At 70.1% G+C, this 18,919-nt stretch carries 21 protein-coding genes and 1 pseudogene; 10 read left to right on the forward strand and 12 right to left on the reverse strand.

The genetic code is table 11. The features are described 5' to 3' along the window. The 3 genes from ACFFNX_RS16845 to ACFFNX_RS16855 form a co-directional block, all read left to right on the forward strand. Positions 1 to 265 (forward strand): LysR substrate-binding domain-containing protein (locus ACFFNX_RS16845; protein ID WP_378202322.1); only part of this gene is annotated, 265 nt, incomplete at its 5' end. A 162-nt stretch (positions 266 to 427) separates the two neighbouring features. After that, on the forward strand, positions 428 to 1,243 hold the full coding sequence (locus ACFFNX_RS16850) for an SAM-dependent methyltransferase (RefSeq protein ID WP_378202326.1): 816 nt from the start codon (positions 428 to 430) through the stop codon (positions 1,241 to 1,243). 124 nt (positions 1,244 to 1,367) lie between these two features. Next, positions 1,368 to 2,177: an acyl-CoA thioesterase gene (locus ACFFNX_RS16855; RefSeq protein WP_378202330.1), complete on the forward strand. Its 810-nt coding sequence runs from the start codon at positions 1,368 to 1,370 to the stop codon at positions 2,175 to 2,177. Positions 2,178 to 2,243: 66 nt separating this feature from the next. Here the strand turns inward: ACFFNX_RS16855 and ACFFNX_RS16860 are convergent, their stop codons facing one another. From ACFFNX_RS16860 to ACFFNX_RS16870, 3 genes are all read right to left on the reverse strand, one after another. Continuing rightward, a complete protein-coding gene (locus ACFFNX_RS16860; RefSeq protein ID WP_378202333.1) occupies positions 2,244 to 3,275 on the reverse strand; it encodes an alpha/beta fold hydrolase in 1,032 nt (343 codons plus the stop codon). A gap of 71 nt (positions 3,276 to 3,346) precedes the next feature. Beyond that, positions 3,347 to 4,534: an MFS transporter gene (locus ACFFNX_RS16865; RefSeq protein WP_378202336.1), complete on the reverse strand. Its 1,188-nt coding sequence runs from the start codon at positions 4,532 to 4,534 to the stop codon at positions 3,347 to 3,349. Continuing rightward, positions 4,531 to 4,776 (reverse strand): hypothetical protein, encoded by a 246-nt coding sequence (locus tag ACFFNX_RS16870; RefSeq protein WP_378202339.1) that lies wholly within the window; start codon positions 4,774 to 4,776, stop codon positions 4,531 to 4,533. Before ACFFNX_RS16870 ends, ACFFNX_RS16865 begins: the two co-directional genes overlap by 4 nt. Before the next feature lie 91 nt (positions 4,777 to 4,867). Here ACFFNX_RS16870 and ACFFNX_RS16875 point away from each other — a divergent pair, with 91 nt between their 5' ends. Next, a complete protein-coding gene (locus ACFFNX_RS16875) occupies positions 4,868 to 5,467 on the forward strand; it encodes a helix-turn-helix domain-containing protein (RefSeq protein ID WP_378202342.1) in 600 nt (199 codons plus the stop codon). Positions 5,468 to 5,539: 72 nt separating this feature from the next. Here ACFFNX_RS16875 and ACFFNX_RS16880 read toward each other — a convergent pair whose 3' ends face one another. Both ACFFNX_RS16880 and ACFFNX_RS16885 read right to left on the reverse strand, forming a co-directional pair. Next, positions 5,540 to 6,394 carry an endo alpha-1,4 polygalactosaminidase gene (locus ACFFNX_RS16880; protein ID WP_378202346.1) on the reverse strand — a complete coding sequence of 285 codons (855 nt, stop codon included), beginning with the start codon at positions 6,392 to 6,394 and terminating at the stop codon, positions 5,540 to 5,542. A gap of 524 nt (positions 6,395 to 6,918) precedes the next feature. After that, the gene (locus ACFFNX_RS16885; protein ID WP_378202350.1) at positions 6,919 to 7,440 is read right to left on the reverse strand and encodes a nucleoside triphosphate pyrophosphohydrolase family protein; all 522 of its coding nucleotides are present in this window, start codon (positions 7,438 to 7,440) and stop codon (positions 6,919 to 6,921) included. 127 nt (positions 7,441 to 7,567) lie between these two features. Here ACFFNX_RS16885 and ACFFNX_RS16890 point away from each other — a divergent pair, with 127 nt between their 5' ends. Continuing rightward, positions 7,568 to 8,290: a MotB domain-containing protein gene (locus tag ACFFNX_RS16890; RefSeq protein ID WP_378202353.1), complete on the forward strand. Its 723-nt coding sequence runs from the start codon at positions 7,568 to 7,570 to the stop codon at positions 8,288 to 8,290. 94 nt (positions 8,291 to 8,384) lie between these two features. Here the strand turns inward: ACFFNX_RS16890 and ACFFNX_RS16895 are convergent, their stop codons facing one another. After that, positions 8,385 to 9,260, reverse strand: a complete 876-nt coding sequence (locus tag ACFFNX_RS16895; RefSeq protein ID WP_378202357.1) for an LLM class F420-dependent oxidoreductase — start codon at positions 9,258 to 9,260, stop codon at positions 8,385 to 8,387. A 167-nt stretch (positions 9,261 to 9,427) separates the two neighbouring features. Here ACFFNX_RS16895 and ACFFNX_RS16900 point away from each other — a divergent pair, with 167 nt between their 5' ends. Beyond that, complete coding sequence (locus tag ACFFNX_RS16900) at positions 9,428 to 9,988, forward strand: EF-hand domain-containing protein (protein WP_378202360.1); 561 nt, start codon at positions 9,428 to 9,430, stop codon at positions 9,986 to 9,988. 74 nt (positions 9,989 to 10,062) lie between these two features. Here the strand turns inward: ACFFNX_RS16900 and ACFFNX_RS16905 are convergent, their stop codons facing one another. From ACFFNX_RS16905 to ACFFNX_RS16920, 4 genes are all read right to left on the reverse strand, one after another. Continuing rightward, entirely contained in the window at positions 10,063 to 10,569 is a 507-nt protein-coding gene (locus tag ACFFNX_RS16905; RefSeq protein WP_378202363.1) for a DUF3761 domain-containing protein, read from the reverse strand. Between the two features lie 58 nt (positions 10,570 to 10,627). Beyond that, positions 10,628 to 10,888 carry a hypothetical protein gene (locus tag ACFFNX_RS16910; protein WP_378202366.1) on the reverse strand — a complete coding sequence of 87 codons (261 nt, stop codon included), beginning with the start codon at positions 10,886 to 10,888 and terminating at the stop codon, positions 10,628 to 10,630. A 20-nt stretch (positions 10,889 to 10,908) separates the two neighbouring features. Beyond that, positions 10,909 to 12,600 carry a sodium:solute symporter family protein gene (locus tag ACFFNX_RS16915; protein WP_378202369.1) on the reverse strand — a complete coding sequence of 564 codons (1,692 nt, stop codon included), beginning with the start codon at positions 12,598 to 12,600 and terminating at the stop codon, positions 10,909 to 10,911. A 72-nt stretch (positions 12,601 to 12,672) separates the two neighbouring features. Then, positions 12,673 to 13,536: a sugar phosphate isomerase/epimerase family protein gene (locus tag ACFFNX_RS16920; RefSeq protein ID WP_378202372.1), complete on the reverse strand. Its 864-nt coding sequence runs from the start codon at positions 13,534 to 13,536 to the stop codon at positions 12,673 to 12,675. A 157-nt stretch (positions 13,537 to 13,693) separates the two neighbouring features. On the opposite strand from ACFFNX_RS16920, the gene ACFFNX_RS16925 reads away from it, so the two are divergent. After that, positions 13,694 to 14,887, forward strand: a complete 1,194-nt coding sequence (locus ACFFNX_RS16925) for an ROK family transcriptional regulator (protein ID WP_378202375.1) — start codon at positions 13,694 to 13,696, stop codon at positions 14,885 to 14,887. Between the two features lie 49 nt (positions 14,888 to 14,936). On the opposite strand, the gene ACFFNX_RS16930 is transcribed toward ACFFNX_RS16925, so the two are convergent. Both ACFFNX_RS16930 and ACFFNX_RS16935 read right to left on the reverse strand, forming a co-directional pair. Beyond that, entirely contained in the window at positions 14,937 to 15,917 is a 981-nt protein-coding gene (locus ACFFNX_RS16930; protein ID WP_378202378.1) for an aldo/keto reductase, read from the reverse strand. An 11-nt stretch (positions 15,918 to 15,928) separates the two neighbouring features. Then, positions 15,929 to 16,804 (reverse strand): EamA family transporter, encoded by an 876-nt coding sequence (locus ACFFNX_RS16935; protein ID WP_378202381.1) that lies wholly within the window; start codon positions 16,802 to 16,804, stop codon positions 15,929 to 15,931. Between the two features lie 110 nt (positions 16,805 to 16,914). On the opposite strand from ACFFNX_RS16935, the gene ACFFNX_RS16940 reads away from it, so the two are divergent. From ACFFNX_RS16940 to ACFFNX_RS16950, 3 genes and pseudogenes are all read left to right on the forward strand, one after another. After that, positions 16,915 to 17,367, forward strand: coding sequence for an Lrp/AsnC family transcriptional regulator (locus ACFFNX_RS16940; protein ID WP_378202384.1), 453 nt, complete (start codon positions 16,915 to 16,917; stop codon positions 17,365 to 17,367). A 247-nt stretch (positions 17,368 to 17,614) separates the two neighbouring features. Continuing rightward, positions 17,615 to 18,661, forward strand: coding sequence for a LacI family DNA-binding transcriptional regulator (locus ACFFNX_RS16945; protein ID WP_378202387.1), 1,047 nt, complete (start codon positions 17,615 to 17,617; stop codon positions 18,659 to 18,661). Between the two features lie 5 nt (positions 18,662 to 18,666). After that, positions 18,667 to 18,919 (forward strand): annotated as a pseudogene (locus ACFFNX_RS16950) (deoxyribose-phosphate aldolase); the annotation flags it as partial.

An 18,919-nucleotide genomic window follows, 5' to 3' on the forward strand; every position in this document is an offset into this window, starting at 1 on the left:
GGCGGGCGTCCCGTTCGACCCGGCGCACCGCATCCGCGACATGGGGACGCTGATGGCGATGGTCCGCTCCGGGATCGGCGTCTCGATCGTCCCGGCCCTGGCCGGCGCCATGCTCGTCCCGCGCCTGGTCATGGTGCCGCTCACCCAGGAGATCACCCGCCGGCTGGTGCTCACCGGCCCGCCCGGGCACCCCTGGCATCCGGCCGCCACCGCGATCGTGGCCGCCGCGGCCGCCCGGCCGGACCACGCCCCGCCGGGCGGATAGGCGCGGGCGCCGGAGAGTGACGGCGAACGCGTCCGGCTCGCCGGCGGAACTCACCGTTTCGGCCGGGGCGAACAACCGGCATGATGGTTTCGGTATTGCGAGGGATGGATACCCGTAATTCGGAGATGTCCGAAGAATGGCGCCGTTGAGGGAAGGGTTTCCGTGACCGACGACTCGCTCACCCCCGCCGGGAACCCGCTGCCCGAACTCGACACGGGCGTGCCGCACTCGGCCCGCATCTGGAACTACTGGCTCGGCGGCAAGGACAACTACCCCGCGGACCGCGAGGCCGGCGACGCGTTCTGCGAGATCTTCCCGGGAATGCCGGAGGTCGCGCGGGCGGTCCGGCACTTCCTCGCCCGCGCCGTCCGCCATCTCGCGGATGAGGCCGGGATCCGGCAGTTCCTGGACATCGGCACCGGCCTGCCCACCGTCGACAACACCCACGAGATCGCCCAGCGGGTGGCCCCGGAGTCCCGGATCGTCTACGTGGACAACGACCCTCTCGTGCTCGCGCACGCGCGCGCCCTGCTCACGAGCACGCCTCCGGGTGCCACCGACTACATCGACGCCGACGTCCGCGCCCCGGACACGATCCTGGAGGCCGCGGCCCGCACCCTGGACCTCGGCCGGCCCGTCGGCCTGATCCTGTTGGGGATCATGGCGCACATCAGCGATGACGATGAGGCGCGGTCGATCCTGAACCGGCTGCTGGACGCCCTGCCGCCCGGCAGCCACCTGGTGCTCAGCGACGGCACCGACGTCGACAAGGCGCGCGAGGAGGCCCACCGGCGCTACAACTCGGGCGGCGCGGTCCCCTACCTGCTCCGCAGCCCCGACCGGATCGCCGCCTTCTTCGACGGCCTCGAACTCCTCGAGCCCGGCGTGGTCTCGGTGTCACGCTGGCGGCCCGAGCCCAGCCCGTTCGGCCCGCCGCCCGAGGTGTCCACGTTCGGCGGCGTGGCCCGCAAGGTGTGACGCGGCCGACGCCATCGGGCCCGCCCGGTGAGACTCGACGCGGCGTACGAGCCGACGATCACACCGGCGACATCGCCGACGAGGACCCGATCGGCCCGCCACTCCTTCGAGGCGAAAGGCACTCGTGACCGAAGCAGCGCTGTTCTGGGACTCACTCGAACTCGAACGACTCGACGGCGACCGGTTCCTCTCCTCTCCGCGGGACGCCGCGCTGGAGCGGTCCTTCGGCGGGCAGGTGGCGGCGCAGGCCCTGCGCGCCGCCGGTCTCACCGTCGACGCGCGACGGCCGGCGCACTCCCTCCACGCCTATTTCGTACGGCCCGGCCGGCCGGGCCTGCCGCTCTGGTTCGAGGTGACCAGGACGCGCGACGGGCGCGCGTTCTCCACCCGCGACGTCACCGCCCGCCAGGAAGGAAAGCCGATCTTCGAAATGATCGTCTCCTTCCACGAGCCCGAGCCCGGAGAGGACTGGCAGGCGGCCGCTCCCCCGTCCGTACCACCGCCCGACGGCCTTCGCCCGGTGCGTCTGTCGCTGCTGTTCGGCGACGACCAGCCGGTGGAGATACGGCCGGTCGCCACGCCCGAGCCCGGCCCCTTCCCGATCTCCCATCCGTTCTGGGCGCGGGTGACGACACCGGTCGGCGCGGACCCGGCGCGGCACGCGTGCGTGCTCACCTACCTGTCGGACCTCGCCGTCGTGCGGGCGGCCCGGTCGCCGCGGTCGCAGGCGCCGGGGGTCAGCCTCGACCACGCGATCTGGTTCCACCGCCCGCCGCGCGTCGACCAGTGGCTGCTGTACTCCATGAGCCCCGTCGCCCACGTGGGCACCCGCGGCCTGGCGCAGGGTTCGGTCCAGACCCTCGACGGAACCCTCGTCGCGTCCGTGACCCAGGAGGCCCTCCTGCGGGAGCCCGGTGACCCATCGCGACGATGACCACGGCTTTGACCGGTTACGCTCCCCAGCAGGTGGACCGGGCCTCTCGCCTGATGTCCGTGTCGCTCAGAGACGGCCGGCGTCGAGCACGGCCTGCGCGAAGGCCTCCGGGGCCTCCTGGGGCACGTTGTGGCCGATGCCCCGCAGCGTCCGGTGCACGTATTCCCCGGAGAACCTGTCGCGGTACATCGAGCCGTCGCCGGCGGGCGTGAAGGGATCCACCTCGCCGTCGAGCGTGACCGTGGGAACGCCGATGACCGGCCCCTTGGCCAGGCGCTTCTCCAGGCCGTCGTAGCGCGGGTCGCCCTCGGCGAGGCCCAGCCGCCAGCGGTAGTTGTGGATCACGATGCTCACGTAGTCCGGGTTGGTGAAGGCCGCCGCCGTGCGCTCGAAGGTGTCGTCGTCGAAGTGCCAGGTCGGTGAGTTGTACTCCCAGACGAGCCGGGCCAGGTCGTGGCGGTGCTGGTCGAGGCCCTGCCGCCCTCGTTCGGTGGCGAAGTAGTACTGGTACCACCACGCCTGTTCCTGCTTCGGCGGCAGCGGCACCTTGTTGGCGTCGCGGTTGGTGATCAGGTAGCCGGTGACGGAGACCAGCGCCCTGCAGCGCTCCGGCCAGAGGGCGGCGATGATGTCGGCCGTACGCGCCCCCCAGTCGTAGCCGGCGAGGACCGCCTTGTCGATCTTGAGCGCGTCCATCAGCGCGATGATGTCGAGGGCGACCACCGCCTGCTGCGCGTTGCGCGGCGTGCGGCGGGACCGGAACCGCGTGGTGCCGTGGCCGCGCAGGTAGGGGACGATCACGCGGTGGCCCTCGGCGGCCAGCAGCGGCGCGACGTCGGCGTAGCTGTGGATGTCGTACGGCCAGCCGTGCAGCAGGACGACCGCGGGGCCGTCGGCGGGCCCGGCCTCGGCGTAGCCGACGGTCAGGACGCCGGCGTCGACCTGTTCGAGCGCACCGAAGGACGTGCGCCTTCCCGGTTTCGCCGGAGTCCGCCCGCCGGGCACGGCCGCCGAGGCCGGGGCCGCGGAGAGCCCGGACAGTGACGCCGTGGCCGCACCCGCGCCGATGAGCTTCCCGAACGTGCGCCTGTCGATCATCTGAGCATCTCCTGTAATCGGTTTGACCAATTACAGACTCTGCCACGCCGGCCAGACATCGGTCAAACCGATTACCGGGACATCGTCCGGTCGAGGAGGACGGCCGGCACGATGGCCGTCGCCAGGCCGGCGCCGATCCAGACGAGCGAGGTGATGCCCGCGCCGGCGTTCAGGGCGACCCCGGCGAGTGCCGGGACGAGGCTGATGCCGAGTTGGAACGCGGAGACGGTGGTGGCTCCGGCGAGTGTCGGTGCCGCCGACGCGATGCCGAAGACCCGCGCGTAGATGGCCGGGTTCAGCACGAACCCGGCGGCCCCGAGGAGGAAGACGAGGGGGACGACGGCCGCCGCGTGCCGGGCGAGGGCCGCGAGCAGGACGGAGGTGACCAGGATGCCCAGCGCTCCGGCCAGGAGGGCGTGGGCCGGCCGCCGGTCGGCGATCCTGCCTCCGACGGACAGACCGGTGAAGGCCCCGACGCCGAACAGCGCGAGGATCGCGGGAACCCAGACGCCGGGGACGCCGGTGACGTCGGTCAGGAACGCCGCGAGGTAGTTGAACGAGATCATGTAGGCGGCGGTGCTCAGGACGGTGACGGCGTAGACGACCCACAGCTGCGGCCGCCTCATGGTGCGAAGCTCACGCCGTACGCTGGGCTCCCGTCCCGAGCCGGTCGCCGGCATCGCCGGCAGGTTCGAGATCGCACCGGCGGCGGTCAGGGCGGCCACGCCCCAGAAACCGCCCCGCCATCCGGTGAAGTGACTGAGCAACGCGCCGGCCGGGCCTCCGGCGATCATCGCCAGGCTGAGGCCGCTGACCACGACCCCGGAGGCGCGTGCGGTGCGATCGGGCGTGACGAGACCGACCGCGGTGACCGCCGCGACCGACCAGTAGCCCGCATAGGCGAGACCGCCGACGAATCGGGTGGCCAGGAGCACACCGTAACTGCCGGTCAGAAGGCCGCCCGCCAGCGCGACGGCGAAGACGGCCTGAGTGGCCATGAGCATGGTGCGTCGCGGCCGGCGCAACGTCATGATGGCGAAGGGAGGCCCGCCGACCACGACACCGACGGCGAACGCCGAGATCAGCGCGCCGGCGGAGGACAAGCTGATCTGAAGGTCATCGGCGACGGCCGGAAGGACCCCGGCCAGCAGGAACTCCGAGCTGCCCATCGCGAACAGGCTGAACGCGAGCAGGTAGACGCCGAACGGCAGTCTCCCGCCGGAGACCGGCGCCGGCCGCCGCGCGGTGTCGACGCTCACCGGCCATCACCCCGTACGGTCGCGGCGCGGGACCGCGTGGCGGCGCGGGCGACGTCTTCGTCCAGCGGGCCGGCGAAGGCGGCAGCGGCGCCCATCGCGGCCGCGTCGCGGGACGAGAAGCCGTGCACAAGCGCGGCAGGCGCGTTGCGCGGCTCGCCGGTGTCCAGCACCATCACGTCGTAAGCCCCGTCGCCGGGGGCGCGCGATGCGCCGCCGTCCGGGTCGTTCGTCGCCTTGATCACGGCGATCACCTCCGCGCCGATGGTGTGCGGCCCGATGGCGGACCGACAACTTCTGTTGCCGATTCCGGGACGCTGGAGGTGAAATGAGGGCATGGACGAGCAATCCCCGATCGCCACGACGCTGGCCCAGGTCGGCCCCCGCCTCAAGCGCATCCGCACCGAACGCGGCGTGAGCCTGTCCGCGCTGGCCGAGGCCACCGGCATCTCCAAGAGCACGCTCTCCCGGCTGGAGACGGGCCAGCGCCGTCCGAGCCTGGAACTCCTGCTGCCCATCGCGCAGGCCCATCAGGTGCCGCTGGACGAACTGGTCGGGGCGCCCGAGGTCGGCGACCCCCGGGTCCGCTCGAAGCCTCGCGTCCGGAACGGTCGTACGGTGATCCCGCTGACCCCGCACCCGGGTCCCCTGCAGGCCTGGAAGTCGATCATCCCGGCAGAGCAGAACCGGCCCGAGCCGTGCACCCACGAGGGCTATGAGTGGCTCTACGTGCTGTCCGGACGCCTGCGGCTCATCGTGGCCGATCACGACCTGGTCCTGGGGCCGGGCGAGGCCGCCGAGTTCGACACCCGCCTGCCCCACTGGTTCGGCCCCACCGGTGAGTCTCCCGTCGAGGTCCTCAACCTGTTCGGCCGCCAGGGAGAACGCATGCACGTCCGCGCCCGGCCACGCGCCCGGCGGGAACCGGCGTCCTGAGCGGGCGTTCCGGTACGCGAGAGGCCCCGCCGGAACGCCGAGGAGGCGATCCGGCGGGGCCCGTACGAACGGTCAGACGCCGCGGCAGGGAACCCGGTAGGCGGTCAGGTCCAGGTCCTTCTTCAGGGAGTTGAAGTTCTGGGCGTTGGCCTTCGAGCAGAACTTCGAGGTGGCCAGGTCGTACTCCACGTTGAAGACGGCCTTGCCGGCGGCGACGTACTTGTCATAGCCGTAGCCGCCGGTCTGGTCACTGGTGCACTCGTCGTAGGTCCAGCACTCCTCGTTGAGGGCCCAGTCGAAGTACGGCTGGAGGTCCTTGAGCTGGGCGTTGTCGTTCTTGAGCCCGACCGACAGGCCCCGGCCGTGCGCCTCGTTCGCCAGCCAGCCGTTGAACTTCAGCTGGTCGTTCGCGGTGAGCGAGAACCCGGACTTGTTGCTGTAGCCGTCGACGTTGTCGAACTCGATGGCGTCGAAGCCCTTGGACTTGCACATGTCCATACGTGCCTTGAGGATCGTGCCGAGCGTTCCGGTGTACTGCCGGATGTCCAGCCAGCGCTCGCCCTCCCAGCCGTCGACGTCATTGCCGAGGACGCCGGCGGGGAAGTCACCGGCGTCCGACCGCCAGTTCTCGTACGTGCCCGCGCTGAGGTAGCAGACGACCTTGCGGCCGGACTTGGTGGAGTGGAGCTGGGACACGTCACCGGCCGTGGCGTCGAATCCGTCGATGTCGTACATGGTGACGTCCAGGTACGGCGCGGACGGCACCGAGGAGAGCTGCCACTGCCAGCTGGTGTCGAGGGCCGGATGCCAGCAGCCGGAACACGAGACCGGATCCGGAAGGGTCGCGGCCTGGACCGGCGCGGCCGATACCAGGCAGGTGAAGAGTGCCGCGAGAGCGGCGACGGCAAGGTGTACTCGATGGCGCATGAACGCTCCTCGTGAGACGGCGGAATCACGGGGCGGCATGCGTGCTGTTCCGCACTCCCCGTACTCACCGGCCCCGGCATCACCGCGGCGGCAGGGGTGGCATCGCCCATAGGGATCCGCAGGGCTGACGCCAGCACGCGAGGAATCGCTCCTTCCGTCGACCAGCAGAGAGAATCACCCATCAATGGATCTTGCGCAACCCTTTCCGGCAAGAACGCGCGGGACCTGCGCGTTCGGCGGCGGTGTACGTCGCGGTCGGTTCACGCGGCGAGGGATCATGGTGGCCGGATCGGCCGGTCGAATGAGGGGGCGGGAGGAATTCCCACTCCCTGCCATTTCCAACGTGTAGCGCGCCGGGAGCTTGCGGCAAGGCCCGTGTCCTACCGCAGAATTGCCGGCCGAGGCCATGACCTGGCCGAAATTCGATCTCGTTAAACGAGGGATGTTCACGGGGTGACCGCCGAACCGGCCGACAGCCGTGGGTTGATCGAGACGCTGGAGCGGCCCGGTGGAGCGCGGCGCCTTCACTCGGCCACTTCGGCGGGTTCGTCCCGCCAGCCCCGGGTCATGATCACGGCGGTCTTCTCCCGCACCGCCTCATCCAGATCGATCTCCAGCACCCGCGCGGTGTCGCACGCGAGGTCGACGACACTCACGAGATGCGTCGCGAGCAGCGCCTCGCTCGGGCCTTCCCGGTCGAAGACCGCGACCACATCGGCCGCCGCGCAGAACACGGCGCGCACCTGCCGCAGCGCGTCATGACCTGCGGGCTCGCCCAGCGACTCATGGACGCAATCGAGCCGGTCGGCGACACCGAGCACGTTCGCGGCCACGTAGGCGGTCACGACCACGTCCGCGAGTTCGGCCTTCACGTGTTCCCACGAGCCGGTACGGCGAGCCATTCCCGCCCAGCGGCGGTACGCGCCCACGAACTCCCCGGCCTCCTCGGCGAGGCACAGCACTTGCTGCTGGGCAAGGTCCGTATCCGGAAAATGCTCCCGCAGACGTTCGGTGATCGCGGCGGCGAGATCACGAAAACCGGCCACTTCACTCCTTCGGGTAGAGGGAACGCACCATACCCGCGGATTTGTTCTTCCGGGAAATTCCGGTCAACGCGAATCGCCGCCGACGCGTCCTAATCAATACCCGTCGAATCGGTTTGGGAGCGTGCCAATGAGGACCAGGGCAGCACAGGCGGCGGCCGTCGCGGTGGTCACGGTGACCGCGGTGACGGGATGTCATGGCGGGGGCAGGAGCGGCGCGGCACCGACCACGGCCTCGCCCCATGATGGACTCGGCGGATCGCCGTCCGCGACGCCGACATCCGCGTCACCCGGCTACACCGCGCGGCAGCTCGCCAACGCGCTGATCGAACCACCTGCCGGAGCCACCGCGACCGTCAGGACGAGCGGTCCGCTCACGACGGTGCTCAAGAAGCTCTCCGCGGGCGCGCCACCGGTCACAGACGAGCTGCCGTGCACCAGGGTCGGCCCTCTCGACATCAAGGACATCGGCTCCAAACCCAGCGCCTTCGTGAGTTTCCCTCAGGTCGGGCGGTCCCCTTCGGAACTGCTCACCGCGGTCCCAGGCCAGCCGGCCGAGCAGGCAATCACCCAGCCGGTTCCACGGGCGTGCCGGACCATCGAAACGCGGGTGGGCCGCGTCCCCGTCACGGTGAAGATGGTCTCCGATGAGCCCCTCGACATCGGCGACGGCGGACGGATCATCCAAACCGATCAGGTGACCGGCGGTACGCGGCTGCACTCGTGGCAGGTCCTGTTCACCGGCCCCGGATATCTCGCGGCGATCGAGCTCGTCGGTCCGAAGGTCACCAGGGCCGATGCCGAGAGCCTGGCTCGGCAGGCGTACCGCAAGGCCCACGCGACCCTGAGGTAGCCGGGCGTTCCCGCACGCCGCTGTTACGGCGTGCGTTCGCGCTCGTCGCGGGCGGCTTCGGCCATGACGTCGATGACTCCTTTTCACGGACGGGCTACGCGTGGCGGGCGACGAGGTCGGCCGCGGCGGCCAACCGCTCAACGGCTTCGACGGTCCAGGCCCCGTTAACGATCATGACGATGTGGTCGATCCCCAGTTCGGCGAAGGCCGCGCAGCGCTCAGCGACCGCCGCCGGGGTCTCCCCGGCCTCGAGGCGGCTGCTCAGGGTCTTTTCGATCTCGCCGAACGGACGGCCCACGGCCTGGCAATGTCCGGCGAGCACGTCGAGCTTGCGTCGCAAAAGATCCCCCTGCCCGGGAACGTCGAACAGGTTGCAGGCATCGGCATAGGCCGCCACCAGGCGTAGCGTCTTCTTCTCACCGGCGCCTCCCACCACGATCGGCGGATGCGGACGGCACAGCGCGTTCGGCCGATTCGTGGGATGCTCCAGCCGGTAGTGGACGCCCTCGAACGGTGCCTCCACCCCGGACCACATCTGCCGGGCCAGCCGCAGCGTCTCCTCCAGCCGCTCGAACCGTTCCGTGACCGGCGGCAGCGGCAGTCCCATCGCCCGCGCCTCGGTCTCGTCGTGGCCGGCCCCGACCCCGAACCACGCCCGGCCACCGGACAGCACGTCGAGGCTGGTGACCGCCTTGATCAACAGGCTCGGCGGACGAAACGTCACCGCCGTGACCATGGCACCGAGGCGGACACGCTCGGTCCGGGCCGCCAGGAACCCCAGGGTGGTGTAGGCCTCGAGCATGTCGTCGCCCGTTGTGTCATACGGATTGGCCTGGACCAGGTGATCTCCCACCCACACCGTGTCGATGCCGGACTCGTCGGCCGCGCGTGCCACATCCAGCAGCGAACCTCCGATGGATTCCGGGCCGCCGGGAGAGGTGAAGTTGCCGATGTTGATGCTGAACCGCATGGACCCAGCCTGCGGCTTCGTGTCCTGCCGCGCGTCATCCCTCCGGAGACAGTCTCGGTACGCCACCTGCGGTAGAGCCGATCTCCACGAAATGCCTTGGCCGGGCCTTCTCGCCAATGTTCACCTAGTGTATTTTTATGCTCACAAACGGTCATCGGGAGGGCCCCATGAATGACGAGTCCGCGCAGGACGGTTCCGGCGCTCAGGAGCGGCTGCTGCTGCGGTTCCGCATACTCGACTCCGACGGTAACGGCTACCTGGACGAGGGCGACTTCGACCGGCTCGCCGCCGAGGTGCTCGGTGCGATGGGCGAGCCCTTCGAGTCGGCGAAGGGCCGGGCGGTCCTCGACGGGCATCGCCGTTTCTGGGCGGGTCTGCGCGCGGCCCTCGACGCCGACGGGGACGGCCGGGTCAGCCGGGATGAGTACCTCGCCCGGTTGGGCGATCCCGGAGACGCCGAACAGACCGTGGCCGGCTACGCGGCATCGGTGGCCGCGCTGGTCGACCGGGATGACGACGGGTACGTCGAACGAGACGACTTCCTCACCTGCATGACCGCGAGCGGATTCCCTCGGGCCAACAGCGCGGCCGTGTTCGAGGAGCTGGACGAATCGGGCGCCGGCCGGATCACGACCGGCCACTGGGCCGCGGCGATCGTGGACTGGTACCGATCCGAGCGCACCGACATTCCCGGCCACGTCCTGGTGACACCGGCTCCTGGCACCTGAGCCATCCGCCGGGCGGACGGACAGCCTGCCTCGTGCGCGGAAGAGGCAGGCTGCCCCTTGTCCGGTACGCCCGGCTACTTGTACCAGACCGCGACGCCGCCGTGATGGGAGCACGTGCCCTGGTGGTGCTGGGAGTACGAAAGGGTGCCGTCTTTGCACTTCGCGGTCGCGCCGGAAGGATTCGACGGCGCTTTCGGCGCAGGCGCACGATGTGTGGCCCGCCGATGCGTGGCCCGCGGACGTACGGGCCGGGGACGCGTCACCGGCCGATGCGTCACCCGGTGAGTTCTGCGCGGCGACGAACTCGGTGGCGCGCTCGACGGCGGGTCCGACGGCGTCACCATCGAGGGAACCGGGTCCGGCGAACTCCCCGCCGAAGCCGACTCCGGCCACGCGGACGGCACCGGCCCGCCCGCGCCCTGCGTTGCCTTACACCCCGTCAACAGCGCACTCGCCGTGCACGCGGCAAGCATCATGATCAAGACTCGGCGCATCGCGTCTCCCCGTCGTTGGTGCCTGTGTGACGCAGGCGGCGTCGACGCGGATGACGAGAGCGGGTCACCGTGGCCAGTGCCGGACATGAGCGAAACGCGCCGCTCGCCCGATCGCCGGTCGAGTCCGGTCGCCTGCGGCGTGCGCTCAGCCGTTGTCGCGGTCGGCGGGTGGGAGCGGCCGCAGCCTCGCCCAGAGCAGGAAGAACAGCCCGAGAACGAGCATGGCGATGCCGAGCCAGAGGTTGATGCGGATGCCGTCGGCCTTGGCGAGTTCCGCGCGGGAGTCCAGCAACCCCGTGACCACCTCGATCACTCCATAGAGGAGGAACAGACCACTGATCAGGAACCGGAGGTCGAACAGCCGCCGCGAGCGATTGGCCGGGCCGGTACCGGATTGTTCGGACATCGAAGCACCCTTCCCCAGGTCTACTTGACGAACAGCACGGTGATCGAGAGCACGAGCGCGATGCCGAGCGCGCTGGAGCCCAGCAGGGCCTCGGACTCCCACCAGTGCCGGCGCGGCTCACGCGCCTCCACCAGGCCTCCCGCGGACGGCAGCCGCCACACCAGGCCGGCGAGCTCGCTGTCCGGCCTCGGCCGGGTGACCACGGTGACGGCGACGGTCACCAGCGCGTCCACCACGAAGGCCACGATCGCGCCGTAGAAGTTCGCCATCTGCGCGTTGATCGTGGCGTGCGTCGGGTCGAGATGCCCGCCCGGGTAGAAGTATCCGATGTGGAAGGCCGCGAAGTGCATGGCGGCGGCCGCCGCGGTGCCCGCGACCAGGCCCCAGAAACCGGCCCATGGCGTCGTGCGCTTCCAGAACAGGCCGAGCACGAACGTGGCGAACAGCGGCGAGTTGAAGAACGAGAACAGCAACTGGATGTAATTCATGATGTTGCCGTAGCCGGACGCGATGAACGCCGTGCCCACACTGATGAGAATGCCGACCACGGTGGCGATCCGGCCGACGTTCAGGTAATAGCGGTCGGACCGGTCACGGGCGATGTACGGCTTCCAGATGTCGTACGTGAAAACGGTGTTGAAGCCGCTGGCGTTGGCCGCCATTCCGGCCATGAACGCCGCGAGCAGACCGGTGAGCGCGATACCGAGCACGCCGTTCGGCAACAGCCGGCCCATCAGTTCCGGAATCGCGTCGTTGTAGGCGGGTCCCCCGGCGCCGCCGAAGTGCGGGATGGTGACCAGCGCGATCATGCCCGGGACGATCGTCAGGAGCGGAAAGAAGATCTTCGGGAAGGCGCCGATGAGGGGCGTACGGCGCGCGGCGGACATGTCCTTGGCCGACAGCGCCCGCTGGACCTCCGCGAAGTTGGTCGTCCAGTATCCGAACGACAGGACGAAGCCCTCACCGAGGACCAGGCCGAGCCAGTCGCCGAGCGGGTTCTTCCAGTGCCCGACGCCGCTCTGCTGCCAGGTGTCGAGCAGCGTACGGTCGTGCACCCGGTCCACCAGACCGCCGAACCCGCCGACCTGGTGCAGCCCGATCACGACGATCGGGATCAGCCCGGCCAGGATGACGAAGAACTGCAGGACCTCGGTGTAGATGGCGCCCGACAGACCGCCCAGGGTGATGTACACGAGCACCAGCCCCGCCGACACGACGATCGCCAGCCAGAGCGGCCAGCCGAGCAGACTCTTCACGACCAGCGCGAGGGCGTAGAGGTTGACCCCGGCGATCAGCACCTGGGCGACCGCGAACGTCAGCGCGTTGAAGAAGTGCGTCGGCGCGTTGAACCGCCGCCGCAGGTACTCCGGCACGCTGTGCACCTTGTTGCCGTAGTAGAACGGCATCATGAACAGGCCGAGGAAGACCATCGCGGGGATCGCGCCGACCCAGTAGAAATGCACGGCGGCGAAGCCGTACTGAGCCCCGTTGGCCGCGTTGCCCAGGATCTCCAGCGCGCCGAGGTTGGCGGAGATGAACGCCAGGCCGGTCACCCACGCCGGCAGCGACCTGCCGGACAGGAAGAAGTCCTCGCTGGTGGCGATCGCCCGTCGGGCGAGCAGGCCGATCGCCACGACGACGGCGAAGTAGATGGCGAGAATCGTGTAGTCCAGCCCGTTGACGTCCAGCGTTCCGGCGGCCGACACGTTCATTCGGCGTTCACTTCTTCCTCTTCGGGGGCTGATGGCGCCGTCGAGGACCTCACGACGAGATCGGCGCGGGGGTCAGCGGAGGTTCATCCGGGCGGCGGTGAGCTGTTCGACGACGAACGCGTGAGCGTGCCGCGCGAGGTCCGCGCCGTCGTCCCACAGGTTCCGCCAGATCGCGAGGTTGTTGGACAGTCCCTCCGCGACGACGGCGGAGGAGAAGCTCTCGAACGTGATGGGCCCCTGGTAGCCGACCGCCGCGAGGGCGCGGAAGAACCGGGGAAAGTCGATCGTCCCGGAGCCCAGGTAACCGCGGTGGCTCTCGCCGACGTGGACGTAGCCGAGCCGCTCCGCGCACTCGTGCACCGGGCGGGCGAGGTCGCCTTCCTCGATGTTCATGTGGTACGTGTCCAGGTGGACCACCACACCGTCGGCGCCGATGTCGTCGATGAGGTCGAGGGCCTGCCGCGCGGTGTTGACGACGTTGCTCTCGTAGCGGTTCACGACCTCGAGTCCCAGCGTGATGCCGCCCGCCTCGGCGGCGAGGTCGCGCAGGACCGCCACGCAGTTCGCACGCCCACGGGCGGTGACCGGGCGTGGGTACTTACCGAGCGCGCTGTACAGCGCCCCGCCGAAGTAACGCCCGCCCAGCTCGCGGGTCAGCCGTACCGACTCGGCGAGCTGGACGGCGCCGCGCCCGACGGTCCGCGTGTCGTCGCTGGAGATGTCGGCGTCGAAGTCGAGCCCGCGCGAACAGGCGACGTCCAGGCCGGCCGCGGCGAGAGCGGCACGCGTGTCCGCGACGTCCATGACGCCGGGATCGTGGAGGGACAGCTCGATCAGGTCGAACCCGGCCGCACGCGACCGTTCGACCGCGCCGCGCAGCGGTTCGGGCGCCAGTTCGCCGACCCACACCAGTGAGTGCACGCCCAGAGGGTTCACGGTCACCTCCTTGGCTCCTGCCACGCGAAGCTAGTCCGACTTATGCGTAATCGACAAGCAAAAATGGATGTGACCCTGCGCATATTCGCCCAACGGCAACGCATAAGGCGGTTTATGCTCTCCCCCGTACCAGGCGAGGTCGTGAAAGGGGGGCGCCGTGGCACAGGTCCCCGTGGGCGGCCCGACGGGGCCGGGAGCGGTTCTCGAACTCATCCGGACGGGGCAGGCGACGACGCGCGCGCAGATCATGGCGCACACCGGGCTGTCCCGGTCGACCGTCGCGCAGCGGCTCGACGCGCTCACCCGCGCCCGGTACGTCATCGAGTCCACCGGTGGCGACTCGATCAGGGGACGCCCGGCCGGATCGTTCGAGATCGACGCCGCCGCCGGAGTGCTGCTGGTGGCCGACATCGGCGGCAGCCACGTGCGCACCGCCGTCACCGACCTCGCGGCCCGCCCGCTCGTCCGCCGTACCGCGAACCTCGACGTCGCGACCGGGCCGCGCCGGGTGCTGGGCACGGTCCGCCGTCACTTCGGCGGGCTCCTCGCCGAGTGCGGCCGCGACCGCGACGCGGTACGCGGCGTCGCGCTGGGCGTGCCCGGCCCGGTGGAGTTCGGCAGCGGCACGGTCGTCAGTCCGCCGATCATGCCCGGCTGGGACGACTACCGCGTGCCGGAGTTCTTCGCCGGGGAGTTCGCCGGCCCGGTGCTCGTCGACAACGACGCCAACCTGATGGCCCTCGGTGAACACCGCGCCTGCCATCCCGGCGAGCAGGACCTGCTGCTCGTCAAGACCGCGACCGGCGTCGGGGCGGGCCTCATGCTCGGCGGCCGCATCCACCGGGGCGCGCTGGGCGCGGCCGGCGACATCGGCCACATCCCCGCGTTCGAGTCCGACCGCGCCGACGACCCGCCCCTGTGCCGCTGCGGCAACAGCGGATGCGTCGAGGCGTACGCCTCCGGCTGGGCGCTCGTCCGCGATCTGCGAAGCCTCGGCCGCGACGCCGGGTCGGTCCACGACGTCGTGCGCCTCGCCCGTGCCCGGGACCGCGAGGTACGGCGGCTCCTCCGCCGCTCAGGCCTGGTCATCGGGCACGCCGTGGCCGACGTGACCAGCCTGATCAACCCCCATGTGATCGCGATCGGCGGCCCGCTCGTCGACGCGGACGAGTCGTTCCTCGCGACGGTCCGCGAGGTCGTCTACCGGCAGTCGTCACCGCTGGCGACCCGCGACCTGTCCATCGTGCGCACCGGTCTGGGGGAGAAGGCCGGCATCGTCGGCGCGGCCCATCTGCTCGGCGACACCATCTTCGCCCCGGCCGCGGTGGACCGGGCCCTCGGCTGGACGTGAGCGGCGCCGGTCGACCTTCACCCCACGGCAGGCCTCGTGTGCACGGCGATCACGAGTGGCCGATGACCGGGTGGGGCCGGTAGGGCGCCTCCAGCCGCGCGACCTCCTCTTCGGTCAGGCTCACCTCCAGGGCCGCGACGGCGTCGTCGACGTGGTGCGGTCTCGTGGCGCCCACGACCGGTGCCGTCACGCCGGGCCGGCCGAGGAGCCACGCGAGTGAGACCTGGGCCGGAGCGAGGCCGCGTTCGCCGGCGATCGCCCGTACGACGTCGATGACCTCGAAGTCGGTCTCGTCGTGCCTCGACTCGGCGAGCGGGTCGGTGCCGGCGCGTACCGTGGCGGGCCTGCCGTCCCGGGCACGGTTTCCGGCGAGCACGCCGCGCGCGAGCGGGCTGTAGGGGATCACGCCGACCCCCTGGTCGCGGCAGAGCGGGATCATCTCCCGCTCCTCCTCCCGGTAGATGAGGTTGTAGTGGTTCTGCAGGGACACGAATCGCGTCCGGCCCGCGGCCTGCGCGGTGTACTGCGCCTTGGCGAACTCCCAGGCGTACATGCTGGACGCCCCGATGTATCGGGCCTTTCCGGCCTTCACGACGTCGTGCAGGGCCTCCATCGTCTCCTCGACCGGCGTCTCGTGGTCCAGGCGGTGGATCTGGTACAGGTCGACGTAGTCCGTGCCCAGGCGGCGCAGCGACGCGTCGACGGCGGCCATGATGTGCTTGCGCGACAGCCCGCCGTCGTTGGGGCCGGACCCGGTCGGGTAGTAGACCTTCGTGGCGAGCACATAGTCGTCGCGGCGCGGGAACAGCCGGGCGAGCAACCGGCCGGTGATCTCCTCGCTCACGCCGTCCGAGTACATGTCGGCGGTGTCGAAGAAGGTCACCCCGGCGTCGACCGCCTGCTTGACGATCGGCTCGGCGGCCTCCTCTTCCAGGTGCCACCGCCGCGTCGCCGTGTCGCCGAAGGTCATCATGCCCAGACAGATCCGTGACACCTTCAGGCCCGCCGCACCGAGCCGGACGTACCTCATGGAGACTCCTCTCACGATGATTCCTGGTGGAGCGCGACACCGGCCGTGATCAGCGCGATGCCCGCGAGGTCCTGGACGGTGGGCCGCTGGGCCAGCACCACCAGGCCGACGACGGTCGCGGTCGCCGGCAGGATGCTGAGCATGAGCGCGAACGTCGCCCGGCGCAGGCGGGCCATCGCGAGCTGGTCGGTGACATAGGGGATGACCGAGGAGCACACGCCGACACCCATGCCGGCCAGCAACCAGGACGGGTGCGCGAAGGCGCGGGTCGCGCCGCCGAGGCCGTACGGCGTCACCGCGACGGCGGCCGCCAGCATGGCGGCGCCGAGCTGGTCGATCCCGCTCAGGCCCGCCCCGGTGTTGGCGATCCGGTGGCCGAGGACGACGTACACCACGAACAACGCGCAGTTCGCAAAGGCGAACGCGAACCCCAGCGGCGCGTCGACGAACCTGATCTCGGCGAGCATCGCGACCCCGCCGACGGCGAGCGCGAGAGCGAGCAGGTTACGGCCGTTCCGCACTCCGATCGCGGCGAGCACGATCGTGCCGAGGAACTCGATCGCTCCGACGGTCGACAGCGGGATCCGTGCGCAGGCCAGATAGAACACCGTGTTCATCACCGCCAGCACCACGCCCAGCGCGACGAGGACGCCGAGCTGGGCGGGCCGCAGCCGCCCGGCCAGCCGCCACGGCCGCCGCCAGACGGCGAAGACGACCGCCGCGCCGGCGATCCGGAGCCAGGCGACCCCGAGCACGCTGACGTGGGCGAACAGCAGGACGGCGAACGAAGGCCCGAGATAGTGGAAGATCGCGCTCACGCCGAAGAACGCCTGCGGCGGCACGCGGTCGCGAAGGCGCGGCGGCTCGATCATCGGTGACGGCTTCACCGGAGTAGCGTGACAAGCCTGGATGCGAACCTGAATGGCATTTTCAAGGTGGGAGACACAGATTGCCGTTGAATTCACGGCGTAACGGCCACGATCCCTCTGCTCCCGGCGTGATCGACAACGTCAACGCACGGCTGCTCGCCGAGCTGCACGCCGACCCCCGCCTGTCGATGTCCGAGCTCGCCCGCCGGGTCGGGATGTCCGCGCCCGCGGTCACCGAACGCGTGCAGCGCCTCGAACGCACGGGCGTCATCACCGGCTTCCGCATGGACGTCGCGCCCGAGGCCCTCGGCATGAGCGTCACCGCGCTCGTACGCGTCCGGCCGGGCCCCGGGCAGCTCCCCAAGGTCGCCGAGGCCGCCCTCCGCACCCCGCAGGTGGTCGAGTGTCACCGGATCACCGGGGAGGACTGCTTCTTCCTCAAGGTCCACGCACCCTCGATCGCCGAGTTGGAGGAGGTCATCGACCGCTTCCTCATCCACGGACAGACGACGACCTCGATCGTCGTCTCCACCCCGGTCCCCCCTCGCCCCCTCCCCATCCCGGACCCGACCGAGCGCTGAGACGGCGCGACGCCCGGCTCCGGCCGTGGTCCGGCAGACGCGGTGTAGTGACAACGGTTTCACTTCGCGGTCGTGATCTCCAGGCTCCCGATTCGGCGGCCACGACTCTCCGTGAACATCTTCCCTGCAAATAGGCCTGCCGGAGGCTGGATGTAACGGATCGGCAACATGACGGCAATGGCCTATTGACGTGAGTACGGCCTGAACTGCAACCATGCTCTGACAACGGTTTCAGTAGAGGAGTGATGTGGCCACCATCCATGACGTCGCGGCGCGTGCCGGGGTCTCTCCGGCGACGGTCTCGCGGTTCCTGCGCGGACAGCGGGTCCGGTCGCCCGAGGCGATTCAGGCGGCCGTGGACGAACTGGGCTACTGGCCGAGCGCCGCCGCGCAATCCCTGAAGTCCGGGCGGACGCGGACCATCGGGGCGGTGGTTCCGGACATCACGAACCCCTACTTCGCCGCGGTGGTCAAGGGGATGGAGTCCGTCGCCCGCCGCCAGCGCTACCGGATCCTGCTCGCCAACAGCGAGGAGAGCAGCGAGCAGGAGGACGAGGTGATCGCGGACATGGTCCGGCAGGTGGACGGTGTGATCCTCGCGCCGGCCACCGAGCAGGACCAGACCCCGATGCACGTCCGGGACGCCGACGTGCCGATGGTCTTCCTCGACCGCGATCTCGCCGATGGCGAGCAGTTCGATGCCGTGCTCGTCGACAACTACGACGGCGCCCGGCAGGCCGCCGCGCATCTGCTGGGACTCGGGCATCGGCGCATCGCCGCCATCAGCGGGAACCAGGACACGACCCCGGGCCGCTGCCGACGCGACGGCTTCGTGGAGACGCTGGCCGCCGCGGGCATCGACATCCGGCCTGATCACGACCTGATCGGTGATTTCCGGGAGGCGAGCGGCTACCAGCTCACCATGGTGCTGCTGTCGCTGCCCGAACCCCCGACGGCCATATTCACCGCGAACAACCTCATGACCCTGGGCGCCCTCAAGGCGCTGCACGACATGCGGGTGGACATTCCCGCCCAGATAAGCCTGATCGGTTTCGACGACCTCGACACGGGTCCGCTGCTCCGCCCTCCGCTGACGGTGATCGACCGGCCGATGGTGGAACAAGGCGTCCTCGCCATGCGGCTGCTTCTGCGCCGCTTCGACGAACAGTACGCCGATGACATCCCTCGCCGGATCGTCCTGGACACCAAGCTCGTCGAACGGGCCTCGACCGCCCCACCACAGGAGGAGACCGAATTGCCCGGACGTCGAACAGGAAGGACTCGATCGCTGTGACCGTCATCCCAACGATTCCGGCCGACTCCGAACCGGCTGAGATCACCTCGACGGCCGGGTCGCTCCGCGGCTTCCTGCACGGGTTGCCAGGTGTGGATCAGGTGGGTGCAGAGGAGCGGGCTGCTCGTCTGGCCACTCGGTCGATCAAGAAGTCGGCGAAGGCGGAGGCGATCGATCTCGCTATCTCTATGGTGGATCTGACCACCCTCGAAGGTGCCGACACGCCGGGTAAGGTCCGTGCGTTGTGTGCGAAGGGCA

This window comes from Actinoallomurus acaciae (genome assembly GCF_042429965.1).
Classification (GTDB): domain Bacteria; phylum Actinomycetota; class Actinomycetes; order Streptosporangiales; family Streptosporangiaceae; genus Actinoallomurus; species Actinoallomurus acaciae.